At 59.0% G+C, this 17,594-nt stretch carries 24 protein-coding genes; 9 read left to right on the top strand and 15 right to left on the bottom strand.

Annotated features, from left to right (window positions below; genetic code table 11):
- The first annotated feature begins 19 nt into the window (after positions 1–19).
- Positions 20–811: an aldolase gene (locus FHT78_RS11160; protein ID WP_183743540.1), complete on the top strand. Its 792-nt coding sequence runs from the start codon at positions 20–22 to the stop codon at positions 809–811.
- A gap of 7 nt (positions 812–818) precedes the next feature.
- Here the strand turns inward: FHT78_RS11160 and FHT78_RS11165 are convergent, their stop codons facing one another.
- The gene (locus FHT78_RS11165) at positions 819–1,976 is read right to left on the bottom strand and encodes an aminotransferase class I/II-fold pyridoxal phosphate-dependent enzyme (protein WP_183745315.1); all 1,158 of its coding nucleotides are present in this window, start codon (positions 1,974–1,976) and stop codon (positions 819–821) included.
- Between the two features lie 207 nt (positions 1,977–2,183).
- Between FHT78_RS11165 and FHT78_RS11170 the strand changes: the two genes are divergently transcribed.
- The 6 genes from FHT78_RS11170 to FHT78_RS11195 all read left to right on the top strand — a co-directional run bounded on the left by FHT78_RS11170 (position 2,184) and on the right by FHT78_RS11195 (position 7,119).
- Positions 2,184–2,942, top strand: a complete 759-nt coding sequence (locus tag FHT78_RS11170; RefSeq protein ID WP_183743542.1) for a DsbA family protein — start codon at positions 2,184–2,186, stop codon at positions 2,940–2,942.
- A 244-nt stretch (positions 2,943–3,186) separates the two neighbouring features.
- Complete coding sequence (gene aroQ / locus FHT78_RS11175) at positions 3,187–3,624, top strand: type II 3-dehydroquinate dehydratase (RefSeq protein WP_183743544.1); 438 nt, start codon at positions 3,187–3,189, stop codon at positions 3,622–3,624.
- A gap of 21 nt (positions 3,625–3,645) precedes the next feature.
- A complete protein-coding gene (accB, locus tag FHT78_RS11180; RefSeq protein WP_183743545.1) occupies positions 3,646–4,128 on the top strand; it encodes an acetyl-CoA carboxylase biotin carboxyl carrier protein in 483 nt (160 codons plus the stop codon).
- A gap of 10 nt (positions 4,129–4,138) precedes the next feature.
- Positions 4,139–5,491, top strand: a complete 1,353-nt coding sequence (gene accC / locus FHT78_RS11185) for an acetyl-CoA carboxylase biotin carboxylase subunit (RefSeq protein WP_183743547.1) — start codon at positions 4,139–4,141, stop codon at positions 5,489–5,491.
- Positions 5,492–5,497: 6 nt separating this feature from the next.
- Complete coding sequence (aat, locus tag FHT78_RS11190; protein ID WP_183743549.1) at positions 5,498–6,115, top strand: leucyl/phenylalanyl-tRNA--protein transferase; 618 nt, start codon at positions 5,498–5,500, stop codon at positions 6,113–6,115.
- 74 nt (positions 6,116–6,189) lie between these two features.
- Positions 6,190–7,119 carry a DUF2167 domain-containing protein gene (locus tag FHT78_RS11195; protein WP_183743551.1) on the top strand — a complete coding sequence of 310 codons (930 nt, stop codon included), beginning with the start codon at positions 6,190–6,192 and terminating at the stop codon, positions 7,117–7,119.
- A 122-nt stretch (positions 7,120–7,241) separates the two neighbouring features.
- Here FHT78_RS11195 and FHT78_RS11200 read toward each other — a convergent pair whose 3' ends face one another.
- The 6 genes from FHT78_RS11200 to FHT78_RS11225 form a co-directional block, all read right to left on the bottom strand.
- Complete coding sequence (locus tag FHT78_RS11200) at positions 7,242–7,682, bottom strand: DUF2155 domain-containing protein (RefSeq protein WP_183743553.1); 441 nt, start codon at positions 7,680–7,682, stop codon at positions 7,242–7,244.
- 117 nt (positions 7,683–7,799) lie between these two features.
- Positions 7,800–8,195, bottom strand: coding sequence for an NADH:ubiquinone oxidoreductase subunit NDUFA12 (locus FHT78_RS11205; protein WP_183743554.1), 396 nt, complete (start codon positions 8,193–8,195; stop codon positions 7,800–7,802).
- Positions 8,196–8,297: 102 nt separating this feature from the next.
- Positions 8,298–8,765 carry a GNAT family N-acetyltransferase gene (locus tag FHT78_RS11210; protein WP_183745317.1) on the bottom strand — a complete coding sequence of 156 codons (468 nt, stop codon included), beginning with the start codon at positions 8,763–8,765 and terminating at the stop codon, positions 8,298–8,300.
- Between the two features lies 1 nt (position 8,766).
- Positions 8,767–9,273, bottom strand: a complete 507-nt coding sequence (locus tag FHT78_RS11215; protein ID WP_183743556.1) for a GNAT family N-acetyltransferase — start codon at positions 9,271–9,273, stop codon at positions 8,767–8,769.
- 65 nt (positions 9,274–9,338) lie between these two features.
- The gene (gene gatB / locus FHT78_RS11220) at positions 9,339–10,844 is read right to left on the bottom strand and encodes an Asp-tRNA(Asn)/Glu-tRNA(Gln) amidotransferase subunit GatB (protein WP_183743558.1); all 1,506 of its coding nucleotides are present in this window, start codon (positions 10,842–10,844) and stop codon (positions 9,339–9,341) included.
- A 77-nt stretch (positions 10,845–10,921) separates the two neighbouring features.
- Entirely contained in the window at positions 10,922–11,431 is a 510-nt protein-coding gene (locus FHT78_RS11225) for a GNAT family N-acetyltransferase (protein ID WP_183743560.1), read from the bottom strand.
- 321 nt (positions 11,432–11,752) lie between these two features.
- Here FHT78_RS11225 and FHT78_RS11230 point away from each other — a divergent pair, with 321 nt between their 5' ends.
- Positions 11,753–12,010 (top strand): YjhX family toxin, encoded by a 258-nt coding sequence (locus FHT78_RS11230; RefSeq protein WP_183743562.1) that lies wholly within the window; start codon positions 11,753–11,755, stop codon positions 12,008–12,010.
- Between the two features lie 51 nt (positions 12,011–12,061).
- On the opposite strand, the gene FHT78_RS11235 is transcribed toward FHT78_RS11230, so the two are convergent.
- The 5 genes from FHT78_RS11235 to FHT78_RS11255 form a co-directional block, all read right to left on the bottom strand.
- On the bottom strand, positions 12,062–12,337 hold the full coding sequence (locus FHT78_RS11235; protein ID WP_183743564.1) for a hypothetical protein: 276 nt from the start codon (positions 12,335–12,337) through the stop codon (positions 12,062–12,064).
- 86 nt (positions 12,338–12,423) lie between these two features.
- Complete coding sequence (locus FHT78_RS11240; RefSeq protein ID WP_183743566.1) at positions 12,424–12,873, bottom strand: GNAT family N-acetyltransferase; 450 nt, start codon at positions 12,871–12,873, stop codon at positions 12,424–12,426.
- A 41-nt stretch (positions 12,874–12,914) separates the two neighbouring features.
- Positions 12,915–14,396 (bottom strand): Asp-tRNA(Asn)/Glu-tRNA(Gln) amidotransferase subunit GatA, encoded by a 1,482-nt coding sequence (gene gatA, locus FHT78_RS11245; protein WP_183743569.1) that lies wholly within the window; start codon positions 14,394–14,396, stop codon positions 12,915–12,917.
- 58 nt (positions 14,397–14,454) lie between these two features.
- A complete protein-coding gene (gene gatC / locus FHT78_RS11250) occupies positions 14,455–14,742 on the bottom strand; it encodes an Asp-tRNA(Asn)/Glu-tRNA(Gln) amidotransferase subunit GatC (protein WP_183743571.1) in 288 nt (95 codons plus the stop codon).
- Between the two features lie 126 nt (positions 14,743–14,868).
- Positions 14,869–15,573: a metal-dependent hydrolase gene (locus FHT78_RS11255; RefSeq protein WP_183743573.1), complete on the bottom strand. Its 705-nt coding sequence runs from the start codon at positions 15,571–15,573 to the stop codon at positions 14,869–14,871.
- A 177-nt stretch (positions 15,574–15,750) separates the two neighbouring features.
- Between FHT78_RS11255 and ruvX the strand changes: the two genes are divergently transcribed.
- Positions 15,751–16,242: a Holliday junction resolvase RuvX gene (gene ruvX, locus FHT78_RS11260; protein WP_183743575.1), complete on the top strand. Its 492-nt coding sequence runs from the start codon at positions 15,751–15,753 to the stop codon at positions 16,240–16,242.
- Here the strand turns inward: ruvX and FHT78_RS11265 are convergent.
- The 3 genes from FHT78_RS11265 to FHT78_RS11275 all read right to left on the bottom strand — a co-directional run bounded on the left by FHT78_RS11265 (position 16,182) and on the right by FHT78_RS11275 (position 17,461).
- Entirely contained in the window at positions 16,182–16,511 is a 330-nt protein-coding gene (locus tag FHT78_RS11265) for a DUF6105 family protein (protein ID WP_183743577.1), read from the bottom strand. The genes ruvX and FHT78_RS11265 overlap by 61 nt on opposite strands.
- Positions 16,508–16,681 carry a hypothetical protein gene (locus tag FHT78_RS11270; RefSeq protein WP_183743579.1) on the bottom strand — a complete coding sequence of 58 codons (174 nt, stop codon included), beginning with the start codon at positions 16,679–16,681 and terminating at the stop codon, positions 16,508–16,510. The genes FHT78_RS11265 and FHT78_RS11270 overlap by 4 nt, the downstream gene beginning before the upstream one ends.
- A gap of 120 nt (positions 16,682–16,801) precedes the next feature.
- Positions 16,802–17,461 carry a TetR/AcrR family transcriptional regulator gene (locus FHT78_RS11275; protein WP_183743581.1) on the bottom strand — a complete coding sequence of 220 codons (660 nt, stop codon included), beginning with the start codon at positions 17,459–17,461 and terminating at the stop codon, positions 16,802–16,804.
- Positions 17,462–17,594 lie beyond the last annotated feature (133 nt).

The raw sequence follows: 17,594 nt of genomic DNA on the forward strand, positions 1-17,594 counted from the left end.
ACGCGATTGGAGACGAAAAATGGCTCATGAACTGAACCTGGCGAAGGGACAGTCGGCGATACTGCGCAACCTGCCCCTCGATACGGACGAGATCTGGCAGGCGCGTGTCGATCTAGCGGCGTGCCTCAGTATGGCTGCACGGCTCGGGCTCGAGGAGGGCATCTGCAACCATTTCTCGGCAGTCGTGCCCGGCCATCCCGATCTCTTTCTCGTCAACAGGCTTGGCTGGGCCTTCCAGGAAGCGACCGCCTCCTCACTACTGATCTGCGATTTTGAAGGCAATGTCGTTGCCGGCGACGGCGTGCCCGAGGCAACCGCCTTCTTCATCCATGCCCGGCTGCACAAGATGTCGGCGCGCGTCGGCGCGGCCTTCCACACGCATATGCCGAATGCGACGGCGCTCAGCATGGTCGAAGGCGATCCCTTCATCTGGGCCGGACAGACCGCACTGAAATTCTATGGCCGCGTCGCCGTCGACGAGAACTATAACGGACTGGCCCTCGATGAACGGGAGGGCGACCGGATCGCCGCCGTACTCGGCAATAAGGATATCCTGTTCATGAAGAACCATGGCGTCATGGTTTGTGCGCCAAACATCGCCGAAGCCTGGGACGATCTCTACTATCTGGAACGTGCGGCAGAGGTTCAGCTCAAGGCGATGAGTACCGGGCGTTCGCTGATCCCGGTTCCCACAGATATCGCTGAACAGGCGGCAAAGCAGATGCGCGAAGGCGATCCGGAAAGTGCGCGCTTGCATCTCGAAAGCGTCAAGCGCGTTCTCGACCGGCAGGTGCCGGAATACCGAACCTAAGCCTCGCTTATTTCAGCCACATACCGATGCGCTCTGCCGCCTCGGCGATCTCGGCCTCGGAACCGGCATAGGACATGCGCAAGGTGCGCGGTCCTTCCACCGGATCGAAATCAAGGCCAGGTGTGGCGGCGACATTAATCTCCGCCAGCATGCGCCGCGCGAAGTCCATGCTGTCATTGGTGAAGCGCGACACATCGACATAGGCGTAGAAGGCGCCGTCCATCGGCGACGCCGGCGCAAGCCCGATCTTCGGCAGCCGGTCGAGCAGCAATTTGCGATTGGCGGCATAGCTTGCCTTGACGCGATCCAGCTCCTCGCTGGCGCCGAGCGCTGCGGTGGCGGCGATCTGCGAAAGTTCCGGCGGCGAGATGTAGAGGCTCTGGGCGACGCGTTCGATCGGGCGCACCAGCCGGTCCGGCAGTACCATCCAGCCAATACGCCAGCCGGTCATGCAATAATATTTGGAGAAGGAATTGATGACGATTGCTTCGCCCTTCAGCTCCAGTGCAGTCGTCTCTTCGCCTGCGAAGGTGAGGCCGTGATAAATCTCGTCGGAGATGAAGGCGATGTCATTGGCATCGCAATAGGCGGCAAGCGCCTTCAGGCCTTCGCGGCCGGTGACTGTGCCAGTTGGATTAGCAGGACTTGCCAGCAGCACGCCCTTCAGCTTCACGCCCTTTTCCTGCTGGATCGCTTCGAGGCTTTCGGGCGTCAGCGTGAAATGCGTCTCCGCCGTGACAGGCACTTCGACCACATGGAGGCCAAGAGCACCAAGGATGTTGCGGTAGGCCGGGTAGCCTGGCCGGGCGATGGCGACCGCGTCGCCGGCATCAAAAAGTGACAGGAAAGCGAGATTGAAGGCGGCCGATGAGCCTGTCGTGACGGCGATGCGGGCTGGATCGATCTCGAGGCCATGGCGATCGCGATAATGCCAGGCGAGCGCATGTTTCAGCCGTGCTGTGCCAAGCGCATCCGTATAGCCGATGCGTCCTTCGGCGAGCGCCGTGCGGGCTGCGTCAAGGGCTGCCCGGGGTGCGGGATGCGAGGGCTGGCCGACAGCCATGGAAATCACGGGATGACCGCCTGCACGTCTCTTCGTCGCTTCGGCCAGAACATCCATGGCGTGGAATGGTTCGACTTCGCTGCGTTTCGATATGGAAAACACCATCACTTCCTGCCTGGCTTCACATAAAGGCCAGACAATTGCCGCAATAATCGGCTCATCACAATCCCGCGAGGGCTTGGATCGGAGGAAAATTCCTGTTTGATGGCGGCCCGACGCGCCGTAATTTGATGCGGACGCATCCAAGCCCATTAACCCGGCGATGATATTTTTCGCTTCGAAAATCCATCAGCCGACGACGAGGATACCATGGCCTTCTTCTCCAAAACGCTCACCGCGCTGGCGCTTGCAGCCTCTATCGCACTTCCGGCTCAGGCATTTGCATTCGATGACCAGCAGAAGAAGGAACTGGGTGAATTCATCAAGCAGTATCTGATCGAGAATCCGGAGATCATGCTCGAGGTGCAGGACGCGCTGCAAAAAAAGCAGCAGATGGCCCAGCAGGTGAAGGCCACCATGGCGATCGAGAACAATACGGACGGGATCTTCGATTCAAAAAATGACGTGACGCTCGGCAACCCGAAAGGCGATGTCACCGTCGTTGAGTTCTTCGACTATAATTGCACTTATTGCCGCCACGCCCTGCCCGACATGCAGGCGCTCCTGAAGAAGGACAAGAATGTCCGCTTTGTGCTGAAGGAGTTTCCGATTCTCGGGCCGGATTCGGTCGCGGCACATCGCGTGGCGGATGCCTTCCGCCGGCTTGCGCCGGAAAAGTACGGCGATTTCCACGTAGCGCTGCTCGGCAGCGACGGCCGCGCCTCCGAGGACACCGCAATCCAGGTCGCCTCTTCCCTCGGCGTCGGTGAAGACAAGATCCGCGCCGAGATGAAAAAGAGCCCGAACGATGACATCGTGCAGGCGACCTATCAGCTCGCCGCCAATCTCGGCATCAGCGGTACCCCATCTTATGTGATCGGAAACGAAATGGTGCCCGGCGCCGTCGGCATCGACGATCTTGAAGCCAAGGTAAAGAACATGCGGGCCTGCGGCAAGACGAGCTGCTGAACCTGCGCCCATCAAATCGCCTAAATCGAAGCGTTTCAGCCATGTGGACAAACATGGCGCGACGTCCCCTGCCGATTCTGTAAGGGCTTTCAATAAGTCCGCGTGGAGTCTATAGGTGGCGCTCGCGCATTCCCGTGCCTTTGCTGCCAACAGCTGGGCATCTGACGCGATGAATACATTGAACCGCGTAGCGGTCGCTTGATTCCAAGAGAATCAAGAGCCACTGCGCCAGACGGAACATTCGATGACGCAAACGATCTTTGTCCTGAACGGGCCAAACCTGAATATGCTGGGCAAGCGAGAACCTGGCATCTATGGCGGCAAGACGCTCAAGGACATTGAGGCGGACTGCAAGGTTGCGGGCCGCGAACTCGGTTTCGACATCGACTTCCGCCAAAGCAATCACGAAGGCACGCTGGTGGACTGGTTTCACGAGGCGGACGAAAAGGCCGCCGGCGTTGCCATCAATGCAGGCGCCTATACGCATACGTCGGTCGCGCTGCACGATGCGATCCGTGCCATTTCCATTCCCGTCATCGAGCTCCACATATCCAACGTGCATGCACGGGAAGAATTCCGCCACAAGTCGATGATCGCACCCGCATGCAAGGGCGTGATCTGCGGCTTCGGGTCTCACAGCTACATCCTGGCGCTGCACGCGCTGAAGAACATCACGGCATAAGAAGAAGACAGGGCAACACTCATGGCTGACAAGAAATCCGGTATCGATCAGGCACTGATCCGCGATCTCGCCAATATCCTCAAGGACACGGATCTGACCGAGATCGAAGTCGAACAGGAAGATCTGCGGATCCGCGTTTCGCGCGCAGGCACGACCCAGTATATCCAGGCGCCGATCGCCGCCCCTGCCTATGCGGCACCTGCCGCTGCCGCCGCAGCAGCCCCCGTCGCGGCAGCAGCTGCCCCGGCTGCCGTTGCAGGCCGCAACCCAGCAAATACGGTCAACGCGCCGATGGTCGGCACGGCCTACATGGCGCCGGCTCCGGGCGCGCGCGCCTTCATCGAAATCGGTACGACGGTCAAGGAAGGCCAGACGCTCCTCATCATCGAAGCGATGAAGACGATGAACCAGATTCCTTCGCCGAGGTCCGGCAAGGTCACGGAAATCCTTGTCGAAGACGGTTCGCCCGTCGAATACGGTCAGGCGCTCGTCGTCATCGAATAAGGCGTTGCCAATGATCTCCAAGATCCTCATAGCCAATCGCGGCGAGATTGCCCTTCGCGTGCTGCGCGCCTGCAAGGAACTCGGCATCGCAAGCGTTGCCGTGCATTCGACGGCGGATGCCGACGCCATGCATGTGCGCCTCGCTGATGAGAGTGTGTGCATCGGCCCGCCGCCGTCGCGCGAAAGCTATCTTAACATCCACCAGATCGTCGCTGCCTGCGAGATCACAGGGGCTGATGCCGTGCATCCGGGTTATGGCTTCCTGTCGGAGAACGCCAAGTTCGCCGATATTCTCGAAGCGCACGGCATTACCTTCATCGGCCCGACGGCGGAACATATCCGCATCATGGGCGACAAGATCACCGCCAAGACGACGGCGCAGGAACTTGGCATTCCCGTCGTTCCCGGCTCCGACGGCGAAGTGAAGACCGAAGAGGATGCGCTGAAGACGGCTGCCTATATCGGGTATCCGGTGCTGATCAAGGCAACGGCCGGCGGCGGCGGACGCGGAATGAAGGTCGCCAAGACCGAAGCCGACCTGATCGAAGCCTGGTCGACCGCCCGCACCGAGGCCGCCGCCGCCTTCGGCAACGACGCCGTCTACATGGAAAAGTACCTCGAAAAGCCGCGCCACATCGAAATACAGGTATTCGGTGATGGCGAGGGGAACGCGATCCATCTCGGCGAACGCGACTGCTCGCTTCAGCGTCGTCACCAGAAGGTCTGGGAAGAAGCCAATTCTCCGGCGCTCAACGTCGAACAGCGCATGAAGATCGGCCAGATCTGCGCCGACGCGATGAAGAAGCTGAAATATCGCGGCGCCGGAACGATTGAGTTCCTCTACGAAAATGGCGAGTTCTATTTCATCGAAATGAATACTCGCCTGCAGGTGGAGCATCCGGTCACCGAAGCCATCACCGGCATAGACCTCGTGCACGAACAGATCCGCGTTGCCTCCGGCGGCGGTCTGTCGGTCACGCAGGAGGAAGTGCACTTCCAGGGTCATGCCATCGAATGCCGCATCAATGCCGAGGACGCACGCACCTTCGTGCCGTCACCCGGCACGATCACGCATTTCCATGCACCGGGCGGTCTTGGCGTACGCATCGATTCCGGCGCCTATCAGGGCTACAGGATCCCGCCTTATTACGACAGCCTCATCGGCAAGCTGATTGTCCATGGCCGTACGCGCGTCGAATGCATGATGCGCCTGCGCCGTGCGCTCGATGAATTTGTCGTTGACGGCATCAAGACAACGCTGCCACTGTTCCAGGATCTCGTTTCCAACCAGGATATCGCCAACGGCGACTATGATATCCATTGGCTGGAAAAGTATCTCGCCAACAGCAAGCCGGCAGCATAGGACAGAATGGCAGGAGCGCGCAGGAAATCACCAGGTATTACCCCGGAGATCCTCCTGCGCGCCTATTCAATCGGTCTCTTCCCCATGGCCGAATCCGCCGACGATCCGGAAATCTTCTGGGTCGAACCCGATATCCGCGGCGTACTGCCGCTCGACGATCGTTTCCACGTTTCCAAAAGTCTTCGAAAGACGATTCGGCAAAAGCCCTTCGAGATCCGCTTCAACAGCGCCTTCGATGCCGTCATGACCGCTTGCGCGCAGGAGACGGCCGATCGTCCGAGTACCTGGATCAACGAGACGATCCGAACGCTCTACTCGGCCCTGCACCGCATGGGCCATGCCCACTCTGTCGAGGCCTGGGATGGCGATGAACTCGTTGGCGGCCTCTATGGTGTTTCTCTCGGCTCCGCCTTCTTTGGGGAAAGTATGTTCTCGCGCCGCACCGACGCTTCGAAAATCTGTCTCGTCCATCTCGTCGAGCACCTGAGGCGGCAGCACTTCACCCTGCTCGACACGCAATTCACGACAGAGCATCTCAAAACATTCGGGGCGCTCGACGTGCCGAAAGCGGACTACGCGCTGATGCTCGCCGCGGCGATGGAATCGCCGCACCTAAAGTTTTAAGGTTGAATTCTTCATCCTTGCGTTGATTTTCTGGCAGCCCTGATTAAGGTCAGAACGCAACGGAGGGTGAAATCTTGAATCGATATTTTATGGCAGCGATCCTGCTCGCCATGGCTGCCGGAGCAGCCGATGCCCGCCCCTATCAGGACATGTTTCCGAACAGAACGGATTTCTCAGATCAAGAGAAACCGCTTCTGGAGAAGCTCGACTTCCAACAGGGAGCGATCAAGCTGCCGGCTGCGAAGGCGACGCTGAACGTACCGGACGGGTTCTATTATCTCAGCCCTGAAGATACGAAGACCGTGCTCGTCGATATCTGGGGAAACCCGCCGGGGTCGGCGGCTGATGCGCTGGGTATGCTATTTCCTGCGCAATATTCGCCGACTGATGTCGGATCATGGGGTTCGGTCGTCGAATTCAGCGCGGATGGATATGTATCGGATGCCGACGCAGCGACGATCGACTACGATGAATTGCTGCAGAACATCAAGGAGTCGATTGCGGAAAGCAATACCGAACGACAGAAGCAGGGCTTTCCGACGGTGACACTCGTCGGCTGGGCTTCTGCCCCGCATTACGACCAATCCGCACACGCCCTGCACTGGGCACGCGATTTGGTGTTCAACGAGAATGGAAACACGCAGCATACACTGAACTATTCCGTGCGCACGCTGGGCCGTGAGGGAGTCTTTCAGTTCGACTTCGTTGCCGGTCTCGAACAGTTGAAGGAAATCGAGACCGCCGTCCCGACCGTGACCAAGCTCGTCCAGTTCGACAAGGGAATGGCCTATAGCGATCACGTGGATGGCGACAAGATCGCTGCCTACGGGATGGCAGGCATGATCGCTGCAGGCGCTGGCGCCAAGGTTGCCGCGAAGATCGGGCTGCTAGCAATCGCCGCTGCCTTCCTCAAGAAGGCCTGGATCCTCGTCTTTGTGGTATTTGGCGGGGCGGTCGGTTTCGTGAAGAAACTTTTCACCGGCAACAAAACGCCCAACGCATAGCGACCAGCATCAGCAGGCGTGTCGCATCGAACGGATTTTATGCGGCACGCACACGGCGCCGCCATCATCTTGCTATAAATAGTTATTTGCAGCTGAAAGCCCGGTCGATCAGGCGCGTGTCCTTACTTGGCGCCGGCGCTGTCCGGAGGCGGGACGTCCGAGCTCTGCTTGCAGTCCTTCAGCCAGACGTCATAGATCGGATGCTCGACTGCGTTGAGGCCGGGACTGTCGGCGAACATCCAGCCGGTGAATATGCGGCGGATCTTGCGGTCCAGTGTGATCTCGTCGACTTCGACGAAACCATCGATCTTCTGGGCTTCCGACTGGTCGCGCGAATAGCAGGCCTTCGGCGTCACCTGCAGGGCGCCGAACTGGACCGTTTCGTTGACATACACGTCGAAAGTGGTGATGCGGCCGGTGATCTTGTCGAGGCCAGAGAAGACGGCGACCGGATTGTCAATGCGGGCAGCCTGTGCCTGATTGGAAAGAAGCCCGGCGGACAGCGCCAATAGCGATACAGCTCCCGCAGCCGGCAGGACCGTGTTTCGCAGGGAAAGCTTCATATCTACCCGTCTCCAGCACATATCAGGTTCATGGCCACAGCAATTGCGGCCAACCTGCGGGTAAAGGTCAATTGTGGCCAAAGCGCGGGGCAGGACCCGCCGTCAGATGCTCGACGCTCAGTTGCCCGGCGTCCATGCGTCGTAGTCGCCGGTCACGCGCGGACGTTCGCCGGCAGCCGAGAGCGAACCCGGCGGACGGTAGGCCTGCGGCGAGCCCGTGGGGTTGGCGCGGTGCGGCTTCTGCCATTCCTTGGCGACGTAGTTTTCCTTGGATGGCGGAACGTCGGTCCGGTGGTGCATCCAGCCGTGCCAGCCTGGAGGAATGGCGGAGGCTTCGGCGTAACCGCTGTAGATCACCCAGCGCTTCGGCAGACCATAGGAGGAAAGACCGCCTTCGTAATAAACATTGCCCAACTCGTCTTCACCAACCCGCTTGAAGCCACGAAGGGCGAACAGCGTGCCGAAGGTGTAATTGTTCCACCAGGTGAAGGTGTGCAACAGGAACTTGATCATGTCTTTTCCTCGTGGCCGCAGGACGCGGACGAAAGCAGATAGGCTTTTTCGCTTATGCCGCCGCCAAGCCGAATTGTCCAGTGATTCCCGCCGAAACTGCGGTCATTTGAGCGCCATCTTGAAACCAAGATGCGACGGCTTGAAGCCCAGCCTTTCATAGAAACGATGGGCATCCTTGCGTGCCGCATTCGATGTCAGTTGGACGAGCCGTACGCCGCGACCTTTCGCCTCGGCGATGGCAAATTCGATCATCCGCGCGCCGATGCCCTGCCCGCGCATATCGGCACGCGTCTGCACCGCCTCGATGATCATGGCGGATGAGCCGCGTGCATTGAGCGAGGTGGTGATCATCGTCTGGAAGGTGCCGACTACGTCACCGTCCCGCTCTGCAACGTGAAGCGTCTGGTTGGAAGACGCCGTGATCGTCGCGAAAGCGCCGGCATAATCCAGATAGGCCTCGGGATCGGTGGTATCACCATGACCGCCGAGAGGATCGGCGGCAAACATCGCAATCAAGGCGGGCAGATCGCTTTCACGCGCTTCACGAATGATGATGTCACCAGATCGCATATCAGTGGAACTCAAGCGCCTTTTCGAAGACCAGCGTTGGAATGCCGGACTGGTCGGGGCTATTGTTCTCGTTACGGCCGGCCTCAACGAAACCAAGTCGTTCATAAAAATGGACAGCTTCTTGGTTGTGAACCTCGACTTCCAGCCGCATGATTTCCGCATCCGGGAAGCAGGTTTCGAGTTCGGCGAATATATCGCGGCCGATGCCCTGGCGTTGCAGATCTGGTTTCACGTAGAGAAGATGCAGCGTGACGGTCTTTGTCATCTCGGATGACATCGCCGCGTAACCGACGCCACCGATATCCCGGCCGTCATCGGCGACCAGGAATTCGGCATTTTTCTTCGCCAGGCGCGCCTTCAGCGCAGCCGGCGAAAAGAGATGGGCAACGAGTTCGTTGACCTTTGCAACGCCGTGGCTCGCGTCATAGGCCGCGTGGAAGCTCTCGACCAGCAACGCACGGACCTTCTCAAGATCGCGCTCGCTGGCCGTACGGACGAAATAAACCAAGACCTTCTCCTCGCGGCATCGGTATTCCGAAAACCGCTTCACACCCCTCGGCCAAGGCCGTTGGCTTATTCTTCCACAATACCGAGTTTGGCCTTGACGAGAGCCTGCACGGCCTGCGGGTTGGCCTTTCCGCCGGTCGCCTTCATCACCTGACCGACGAACCAGCCTGCAAGCGTCGGCTTTGCCTTGACCTTGGCAACCTGATCCGGGTTGGCGGCGATGATTTCATCGACGGCCTTTTCGATCGCGCCTGTATCCGTCACCTGCTTCAGGCCGCGGCTTTCAACGATCTCGGCGGGGTCGCCGCCTTCGTTGAGGATGATTTCGAAAACATCCTTGGCGATCTTGCCGGAAATGGTCTCTGCCTTGATGAGGTCGATGATGCCGCCGAGCTGCGTCGGAGAGACCGGCGTTTCCTCGATGTCCTTGCCGGTGCGGTTCAAGGCACCGAGCAAGTCGTTGATGACCCAATTGGCGGCCGCTTTGCCGTCACGGCCTTCGGCAACGGCTTCAAAGTAATCTGCAATCGCCTTTTCGGAAACGAGAACCGAGGCGTCGTAGATCGACAGGCCGAGTTCGCGCACGAAGCGCTCCTTCTTGTCGTCCGGCAGCTCCGGCAGGTGATCAGCCAGCTCCTTGACGAAAGCATCGTCGAATTCGAGCGGCAGCAGATCAGGGTCGGGGAAGTAGCGGTAGTCATGCGCGTCTTCTTTGGTGCGCATGGACCGCGTCTCACCCTTGTTCGGGTCGAACAGGCGGGTTTCCTGATCGATCGTGCCGCCATCCTCAAGAATACCGATCTGGCGGCGGGCTTCGTATTCGATCGCCTGGCCGATGAAGCGGATCGAGTTGACATTCTTGATTTCGCAACGCGTTCCGAAGGGCTCGCCCGGACGGCGCACGGAGACGTTAACGTCGGCGCGCATGGAGCCTTCGTCCATGTTGCCGTCGCAGGTGCCGAGGTAGCGTACGATGGAGCGCAACTTCGTCATGTAGGCCTTGGCCTCATCGGAGGTGCGCATATCCGGCTTGGAGACGATTTCCATCAGCGCAACGCCGGAACGATTCAGGTCCACATAAGACATGGTCGGATGCTGGTCGTGCATCGACTTGCCGGCGTCCTGTTCCAGATGCAGGCGCTCGATGCCGATCTCGATATCCTCGAACTGTCCCTGACGGTCCGGGCCGAGCGATATAACGATCTTGCCTTCCCCGACGATCGGGTCCTTGTACTGGGAGATCTGGTAGCCCTGCGGCAGGTCCGGATAGAAATAGTTCTTGCGGTCGAAGACCGAGCGCTTGTTGATCTCAGCCTTCAGGCCGAGGCCGGTGCGCACGGCCTGCTTGACGCATTCCTCGTTGATGACGGGCAGCATGCCGGGCATGGCCGCATCGACGAGCGAGACATTCGAATTCTGCGGCTTGCCGAATTCCGTCGAAGCGCCGGAGAAAAGCTTGGAATTGGAGAGCACCTGGGCATGGACTTCCATGCCAATGATGACTTCCCAATCGCCAGTGGCGCCGGGGATATAACGTTTCGGATCAGGCGTGCGAACGTCGACAATGGTCATGAGATGCTCTTCGAAGGCTGTTCTTTTCAACAGGTGAGGTAAAGGAAATGGCCTGCAGGTGCAAGGCTTTCGGCAGCCTAGAAACCCGGGCCGTAGCCTTCTTGCTCCTGCGGGCCGAGATGCTTGCTGAGACCGACTGACGGCACGTCGCGGTCGAGCTTCGGATTGTAGGCGACAGAAAGCCAGTGGATCGCGTAGCCGTGCTTCTGGAAGAAGGAGATCGCCTCTGTATTTCCAGAATGGGTCTGCATCGCCGCCTCCTCGAAGCCCTGTTCGAAAATATCAGACTCGATATGCTCCAGAAGTGCGGTGCCGAGCCCCTGACGATTGAAGCTCGGATCGATCCAGAAGTCGGAAATGGTCTCGTCCAGTCCTTCGCGCGCGGCCCAGCCGGCAGCCTGCCCGTTCTGTTCGACGACTGTGATGGTCAGCCAGTTATTATCCACGAACGTTCGGAACGCGGTGCGGGCTCCATCCGTCATGGCGTCCGATTCGCCTATCAATGCCATCGCTCTTTGCCAGGCTCGCAAGCCGATTTCGCTCAAGAGCGCCGTGTCGCTTTCGCGGGCATTGCGAATGTGGATCAATGGCACCTCCGCGTTACTGCAGAGAGTAGACCATTGAGTCGGGCAATTTTCCAGTCCTTGCAAGGAGATGAAGAAGCGAAAGCAATATTATCGGCGGCTTTTTTGTTTCGCTGCGCCCGCTTGACCGAATTGTGGTTGCTGATAAAAAGCCCGTCAGAGGTGTTTTATGTCTAACCTGCCTGAGACCCGGTAAAGGCCCTGCCCGCAAGCACAGCCTCGCGCGCATGGGCCAGAAAAACGAAGCCGCGGCGTATCGTGTAAACCCGAGCGCCAAATCGTTTTCCTGCGCCTTCCTGAAGGCGCGTTTCTGGATCAACAGCAATGGATATCTCGCGCGCAGAACAGCGCATCCTGCACCTTATGGCCCAGGGCGGCCGTATCGAAATCACCCGAGACGACAACAAAAAGATCGAAACGGTAAGTTGCTTCACCCGAGACGGCTGGGTCTATCCCGGCTTCGGCACGGAGCTTTTCCGCAAGCTGAAACGGCTGAAGGCAATCAAATCTTCCGCCGGCCAGCCCTATCGGATCACCGAAAGGGGACTGAAGCTCGTCAGGTCACAGCTCGATAACAGATAGGTCTGACAAAGCCTGGCCGTGCGGCGCCGTCGCCCTGCGGCCAGGAATGTTTCAGAGCTTTTCAGAAAGCTCCGGGCGCATCGCCGCCCATTCTTCGGCAATCGTGCCTTCTCCCATCGTCTTGCCTGCGCGGCGATACCAGTAGCCTGCGTTCCAATCATCGCCTTCGACGCGATGGCAAAGGGCATGGCCCCAGTCGAAAACCTGTTCACCCTCGTGGTTCTGGCAGATTTCGTGAACCGCCTCCCACTCTGCGCCCAATTTAAAGCCACGGACGGCGAGGCCATCAAAGGCCTCGATCAACCGCGCAAGATCCTGTTTCGGCATGAGGCCCTCCTCGCAAAGTCTTGCCTATATATCAGGCGCCGCCTCGAAATCAGAGACGGCGCCTGCCTTTCTTCAGGCGTGTCGTGCTAGTCCTCAACCAATTGCTTCTGCAAATGTACCTTTTCGAGCGGGACGCCCATGCTCTTGGCAAACTCGATACCGTGCCAGATGATCTTGAAACCGCAGCGCTCGTAAAGACGGATTGCACCGCTGTTTTTCGCATGCGTGTCGAGCCGCGCCGTTTCTAGGCCCTCGCCTTTCATCAGCTCGCAGAGATGATGCAGCAGCGCTTTGCCGATGCCTTTGCCCTGATGATCGGGATGCACCCAAAGGTCGGAAATATAGTTTCGCGTATTCTCCCGAGCGCCCCAGCCGACGATTCCTCCATCAAACTCAGCAACGAAGATCTCGCCCGTCGTTTCAACCGGAAATATCGCAAATTCCTGCTTCACCCCGTCGATGACAGCAGGATCCCGATAGCTGGCTTCAAAGGCGTTGCTTGCCGCCCATGCGGCGAAACCAACAACGCCGACCATTTTGTGGTCGGCGTCTGCAATCTCTCGTATCGTTAGACCGGTTACCACCACTTGGCCGGCGTAAACTTGCCGGCCGCCTGTTCGATGACATGGGCGGTCTTGAAGAGGGTTTCCTCGTCGAAGGCCTTGCCGATGAGCTGCAGGCCAAGCGGCAGGCCCTTATGGTCGAGACCGGCGGGAACGGCGATGCCCGGCAGGCCGGCCATGTTGACCGTGACTGTGAAAATGTCGTTGAGGTACATCTTGACCGGATCGGCGGCGAGGCTCTCGTCGGCAACGCCGAAGGCAGACGATGGAGTGGCTGGCGTCAGGATAGCGTCGACGCCGGCATCGAAAGCGAGTTCGAAGTCGCGCTTGATGAGCGTGCGGACCTTCTGGGCGCGCAGATAGTAGGCATCGTAGTAACCGGCCGACAGCACGTAAGTGCCGATCATGATGCGGCGCTTGACCTCCTGGCCGAAGCCGGCGGCACGCGTTTTCTCGTACATGTCGACGATATCCTTGCCGTCGACACGCAGGCCGTAGCGCACGCCATCGTAACGGGCGAGATTCGAAGAGGCTTCAGCGGGTGCAACGATGTAATAGGCCGGCAGGGCGTATTTGGTATGGGGCAGCGAGATGTTGACGATCTCGGCACCGGCATCCTTCAGCCAGGCGATGCCCTGCTGCCAGATGGATTCGATCTCGTCGGGCATGCCATCGACGCGATATTCGTTCGGAATGCCGATCTTCATGCCCTTCAGCGACTGACCGATGGCAGCTTCGTAATCCGGGACCGGCAGGTCGACGGAAGTGGTGTCCTTGGCATCGACGCTCGCCATGGACTTCAGCAAGATCGCGGCATCGCGCACGTCGCGGGCGATCGGGCCGGCCTGATCGAGAGAAGATGCGAAGGCGACCGTTCCCCAGCGTGAACAGCGCCCATAGGTCGGCTTGATGCCGACCGTGCCGGTGAAGGCAGCCGGCTGGCGGATGGAACCGCCTGTGTCGGTTGCAGTAGCACCTGCGCAGAGATGGGCGGCAACGGCTGCAGCCGAGCCACCGGAAGAGCCGCCCGGAACGAGCTGCTGGTTAGAGCCTGCGGCACGCCAGGGGTTGATGACCGCACCATAGTGCGAGGTCTCATTGGAAGAGCCCATCGCGAACTCATCCATGTTCAGCTTGCCGAGCATGACGGCGCCGTCGTCCCAGAGGTTCTGGGTGACCGTCGATTCATACCGCGGCTCGAAACCGTCGAGAATGTGGCTGCAAGCCTGGGTATGCACGCCAACCGTGGCGAACAGATCCTTGATGCCGAGCGGGATGCCTTCGAGATCGCCTGCCTTGCCGGCAGCGATACGCTCGTCGGAATTCTTCGCCATGAGGCGGGCGAGATCAGGCGTGACCTTGATATAAGCGTTGAGATGGCCATTGGCCGCATCGATAGCCGAGATGTAGGACTCGGTCAGCTCGGTCGCGGTGATTTCCTTGGCGCGCAGCTTCTGGCGGGCTTCGGCAATGGTCAGGCTGGTGAGTTCGCTCATCGTGTTTTCGCTTCAAGTCTGAAAATGGCAACAGGGTCGGAAAGAGGCGGGCAAAGCCTTATTCGACGACTTTCGGCACCAGGAAGAAATTGTGGTCGGTGATCGGCGCATTGGCAACGACATCGGCGGCCTTGTTGCCGTCATTGACGACATCGGCGCGCTTCTTCATGTCCATCGGCGTCACGGATGTCATGGCCTGGACGCCACTAACGTCAACTTCGGAAAGCTGCTCGACGAAGCCGAGGATACCATTCAATTCGCCGACCATGCGATTTGCCTCTTCTTCCGAAACGGCAATACGGGCAAGGCGCGCTACGCGCTTAACGGTGGCGAGATCGACGGACATGGCATTCTCCGGATAGGAATTTTCCTATCGCTATAAAGACCATGTCCGTCCTGTGCAACGGGTTTGCATTTTCGGCAATGCAGAATTCCTGCCCTCAAAACTCACCGGGGTTTGAGGGCTTCTGCATCAGAGCGACAGGCTTTCGCCGGGCTTCGGCGCCTTCACTTGGCTCTTCGAGCCTTCCATGCCGGCGATGAATTTTTCCGGCGTCTGGTCGATGATCGGGAAGGTGCCGTAGTGGCAGGGAATGGCCGTCTTGAAGTTGAAGTAGCGCTGGCAGGCAAGAGCCGCCACCGCGCCGCCCATGGTGAAGCGGTCGCCGATCGGCACGATACCGATATCGGGCTGATGCAATTCGTTGATAAGCGCCATATCGGAGAAGATATCGGTGTCGCCCATATGGAAGAGGCTCGGCTCGTCGTCGAAATGCAGCATCAGGCCGTTCGCATTGCCGAGCGAGTGGGAAACCCCGTCTTCCGTCGTCTGAGCGGAGGAATGCAGCGCATTGGTGAAGGTCGCGGTGAAGCTGCCGAGCGCGACCGTGCCGCCGGTATTGCCCATTTCCAGCTTTTCGACGCCCTTCGTGCTAAGCCAGGAGGCAAGATCGGCATTGGCGAGAACGACGGCACCGGTTTCCTTTGCGATCGCTACGGTATCGCCGACATGGTCGCCATGGCCGTGGGTTAGCAGGATATGGGTGATGCCGTTGGTCACTTCCTTTATGCCCTGGCCGGCGAAAGACGAGTTATAGGTCAGGAAAGGGTCGATCAGGATTTTGGCGGCTTTCGTTTCGATACGGAAAGCAGAATGGCCGAGCCAGGTGATCTTCATGAAAAGTCTCCTTAATTACGTGATGCAAAAGGCGATTTCGGGGGCCAGAAAGGCTTAGGACAATTCTGGCCGGAAACCGTTTCGCACTTTTCCTGGAATTGCTCTAAGGACATAGCCGATATGGCCGCAAAGAAAAGCGGCGGGAACTTCAATTTCTTTTGACAGGATGACACGGCAATGACGGTGCTGACGATCGAGGAACTAGCCGAAACGCTCGGTCCCGGACAGGCAATCGCAGGCCTCGATCTCGGCACCAAGACGATCGGCCTTGCCATGTCCGATCTCGGACGCCGCTTTGCGACGCCACGCCCGGTGCTCAAGCGCGAGAAATTCACCATCGATGCCGAGACGCTGCTGGGTTTCGCCGCAAAAGAGAAGGTTGCGGCCTTCGTTATCGGCCTGCCGATGAATATGGACGGATCGGTCGGTCCGCGCGTGCAGGCGACACGGGCTTTCGTGCGCAACATGGAGCAGAAGACTGCCATTCCCTTCGTTTATTGGGATGAGCGGCTATCGACGGTGGCTGCCGAACGCGCCTTACTGGAAATGGACGTGTCGCGGGCAAAACGTGCCGAGCGGATCGATTCGGCTGCGGCGAGCTTTATCCTTCAAGGAGCGCTCGACAGACTTTCTTTGCTGGCGAGATCGGCGGACGACACGGAGGCATGACGCGCCCTCCACCAGGCCGCGATCTGGCGGCGTTTGCGGAGGCCCATAATGGCGAAGACGACGAGACTATCGACGGCTATCGCGCGGGCGACGAGCGGCGGGATTTCCTGCGGCGGCAGGCCGAGGGCCTTGCCATAGATCTCGAAAGTCAGGTCATGGACCTGCCGCGTCAGCATGAAGATGCCGAAGTTCAGGTCGTAATAGGAAAGCCAGTACCATCCCGCCAGGAAGACGGTAGGACCGGCCCAGAAGATCAGAAACCACTTCATGCGGCCTCTCCTTCGTGCTTGCGCAGGACCGGCATATCAAGGGAAGCGAGCCAGACCGACGATGCCATGATGCAGAGTACGAGCGTGGGCACGGCGATATCCAGCGCCAGCACGGCGAAAAACATCATCGCCGCGACAAGCAACGCGGTTCTGGCGATTTTGGTTTCCATGGCCGAACTCGGGTCCACACTCGTTACATTTCTAATGTGGATCACACTGGCGGGTTAACCAGCGTCACGCAACGTAAACCAACTGTTAAGGTTAACTGCCGAGTAGAGGCTGTGGATTGTTTAGCCGTAGACACCGCGCACCAGCCGCTTTAGCGCGGTGGCAGCCTTCTCCCAGTCCTTGCCGTTCTTCAAAAGCAGCCCTGCGCACTGCCCACCAGCCGCGGCAGCAAGCACGAGATGCTGAATGGAGGCAAAGATGAGCGCATTGACGGCGGCAACATCGACGCCCTTCGGCGGCGTCAGCGAACCGCGCATGCGATCGAGCCACTGGCCAAGCGCTTTCGAGCGCGCTTCCGAAAGGCGCTTCACCTGCTCGGTATTTTCGGACACCTCCCAGGCGACGATGCGGCGCATCAAGGGATCCTCGCGCAGTGCCTCAAGAAAAAGCAAGGACAAGCGCTCCATCAGGTCGCCGTAGGTCAGCAAGAACATGCCGCCAGTATCTTCGGGGATGCGGTCCTTGACCCAGTTGCCGAGATCGGCACCGATCGCCTCGACAAGACCGTCGAGACCGCCATAATACCGGTAGATGAGTTGCTTGTCGCAGCCGGCGCGGCGCGCGACAGCGTTGATGCCGAAATTCTGGAACCCCTCTTCTGCTAGCAGGTTCTTGGCGGCTTTCAGGATAGCGCGTTCCGTAGCGCCTCTGTCGCGGATACGCTTTTCAGGCTCAGCGGCACCCGTCTGTTCGAGCACGGCCACGGCAGTTTCATTGAGCATTTGGTCAACCCCGGTCTGTCACCAATCGGTGAGTAACAGTGGAATTTTCCATCTACAATCCTATCTAATTGAGAAGACTGTGGATATTGATGGTCCGCAGCTCTGCTGACGCTGGTGGGCGGCCCAGCGGCTT

Origin of the sequence: Rhizobium sp. BK196 (assembly GCF_014193255.1) — a bacterium.
GTDB lineage: Bacteria > Pseudomonadota > Alphaproteobacteria > Rhizobiales > Rhizobiaceae > Rhizobium.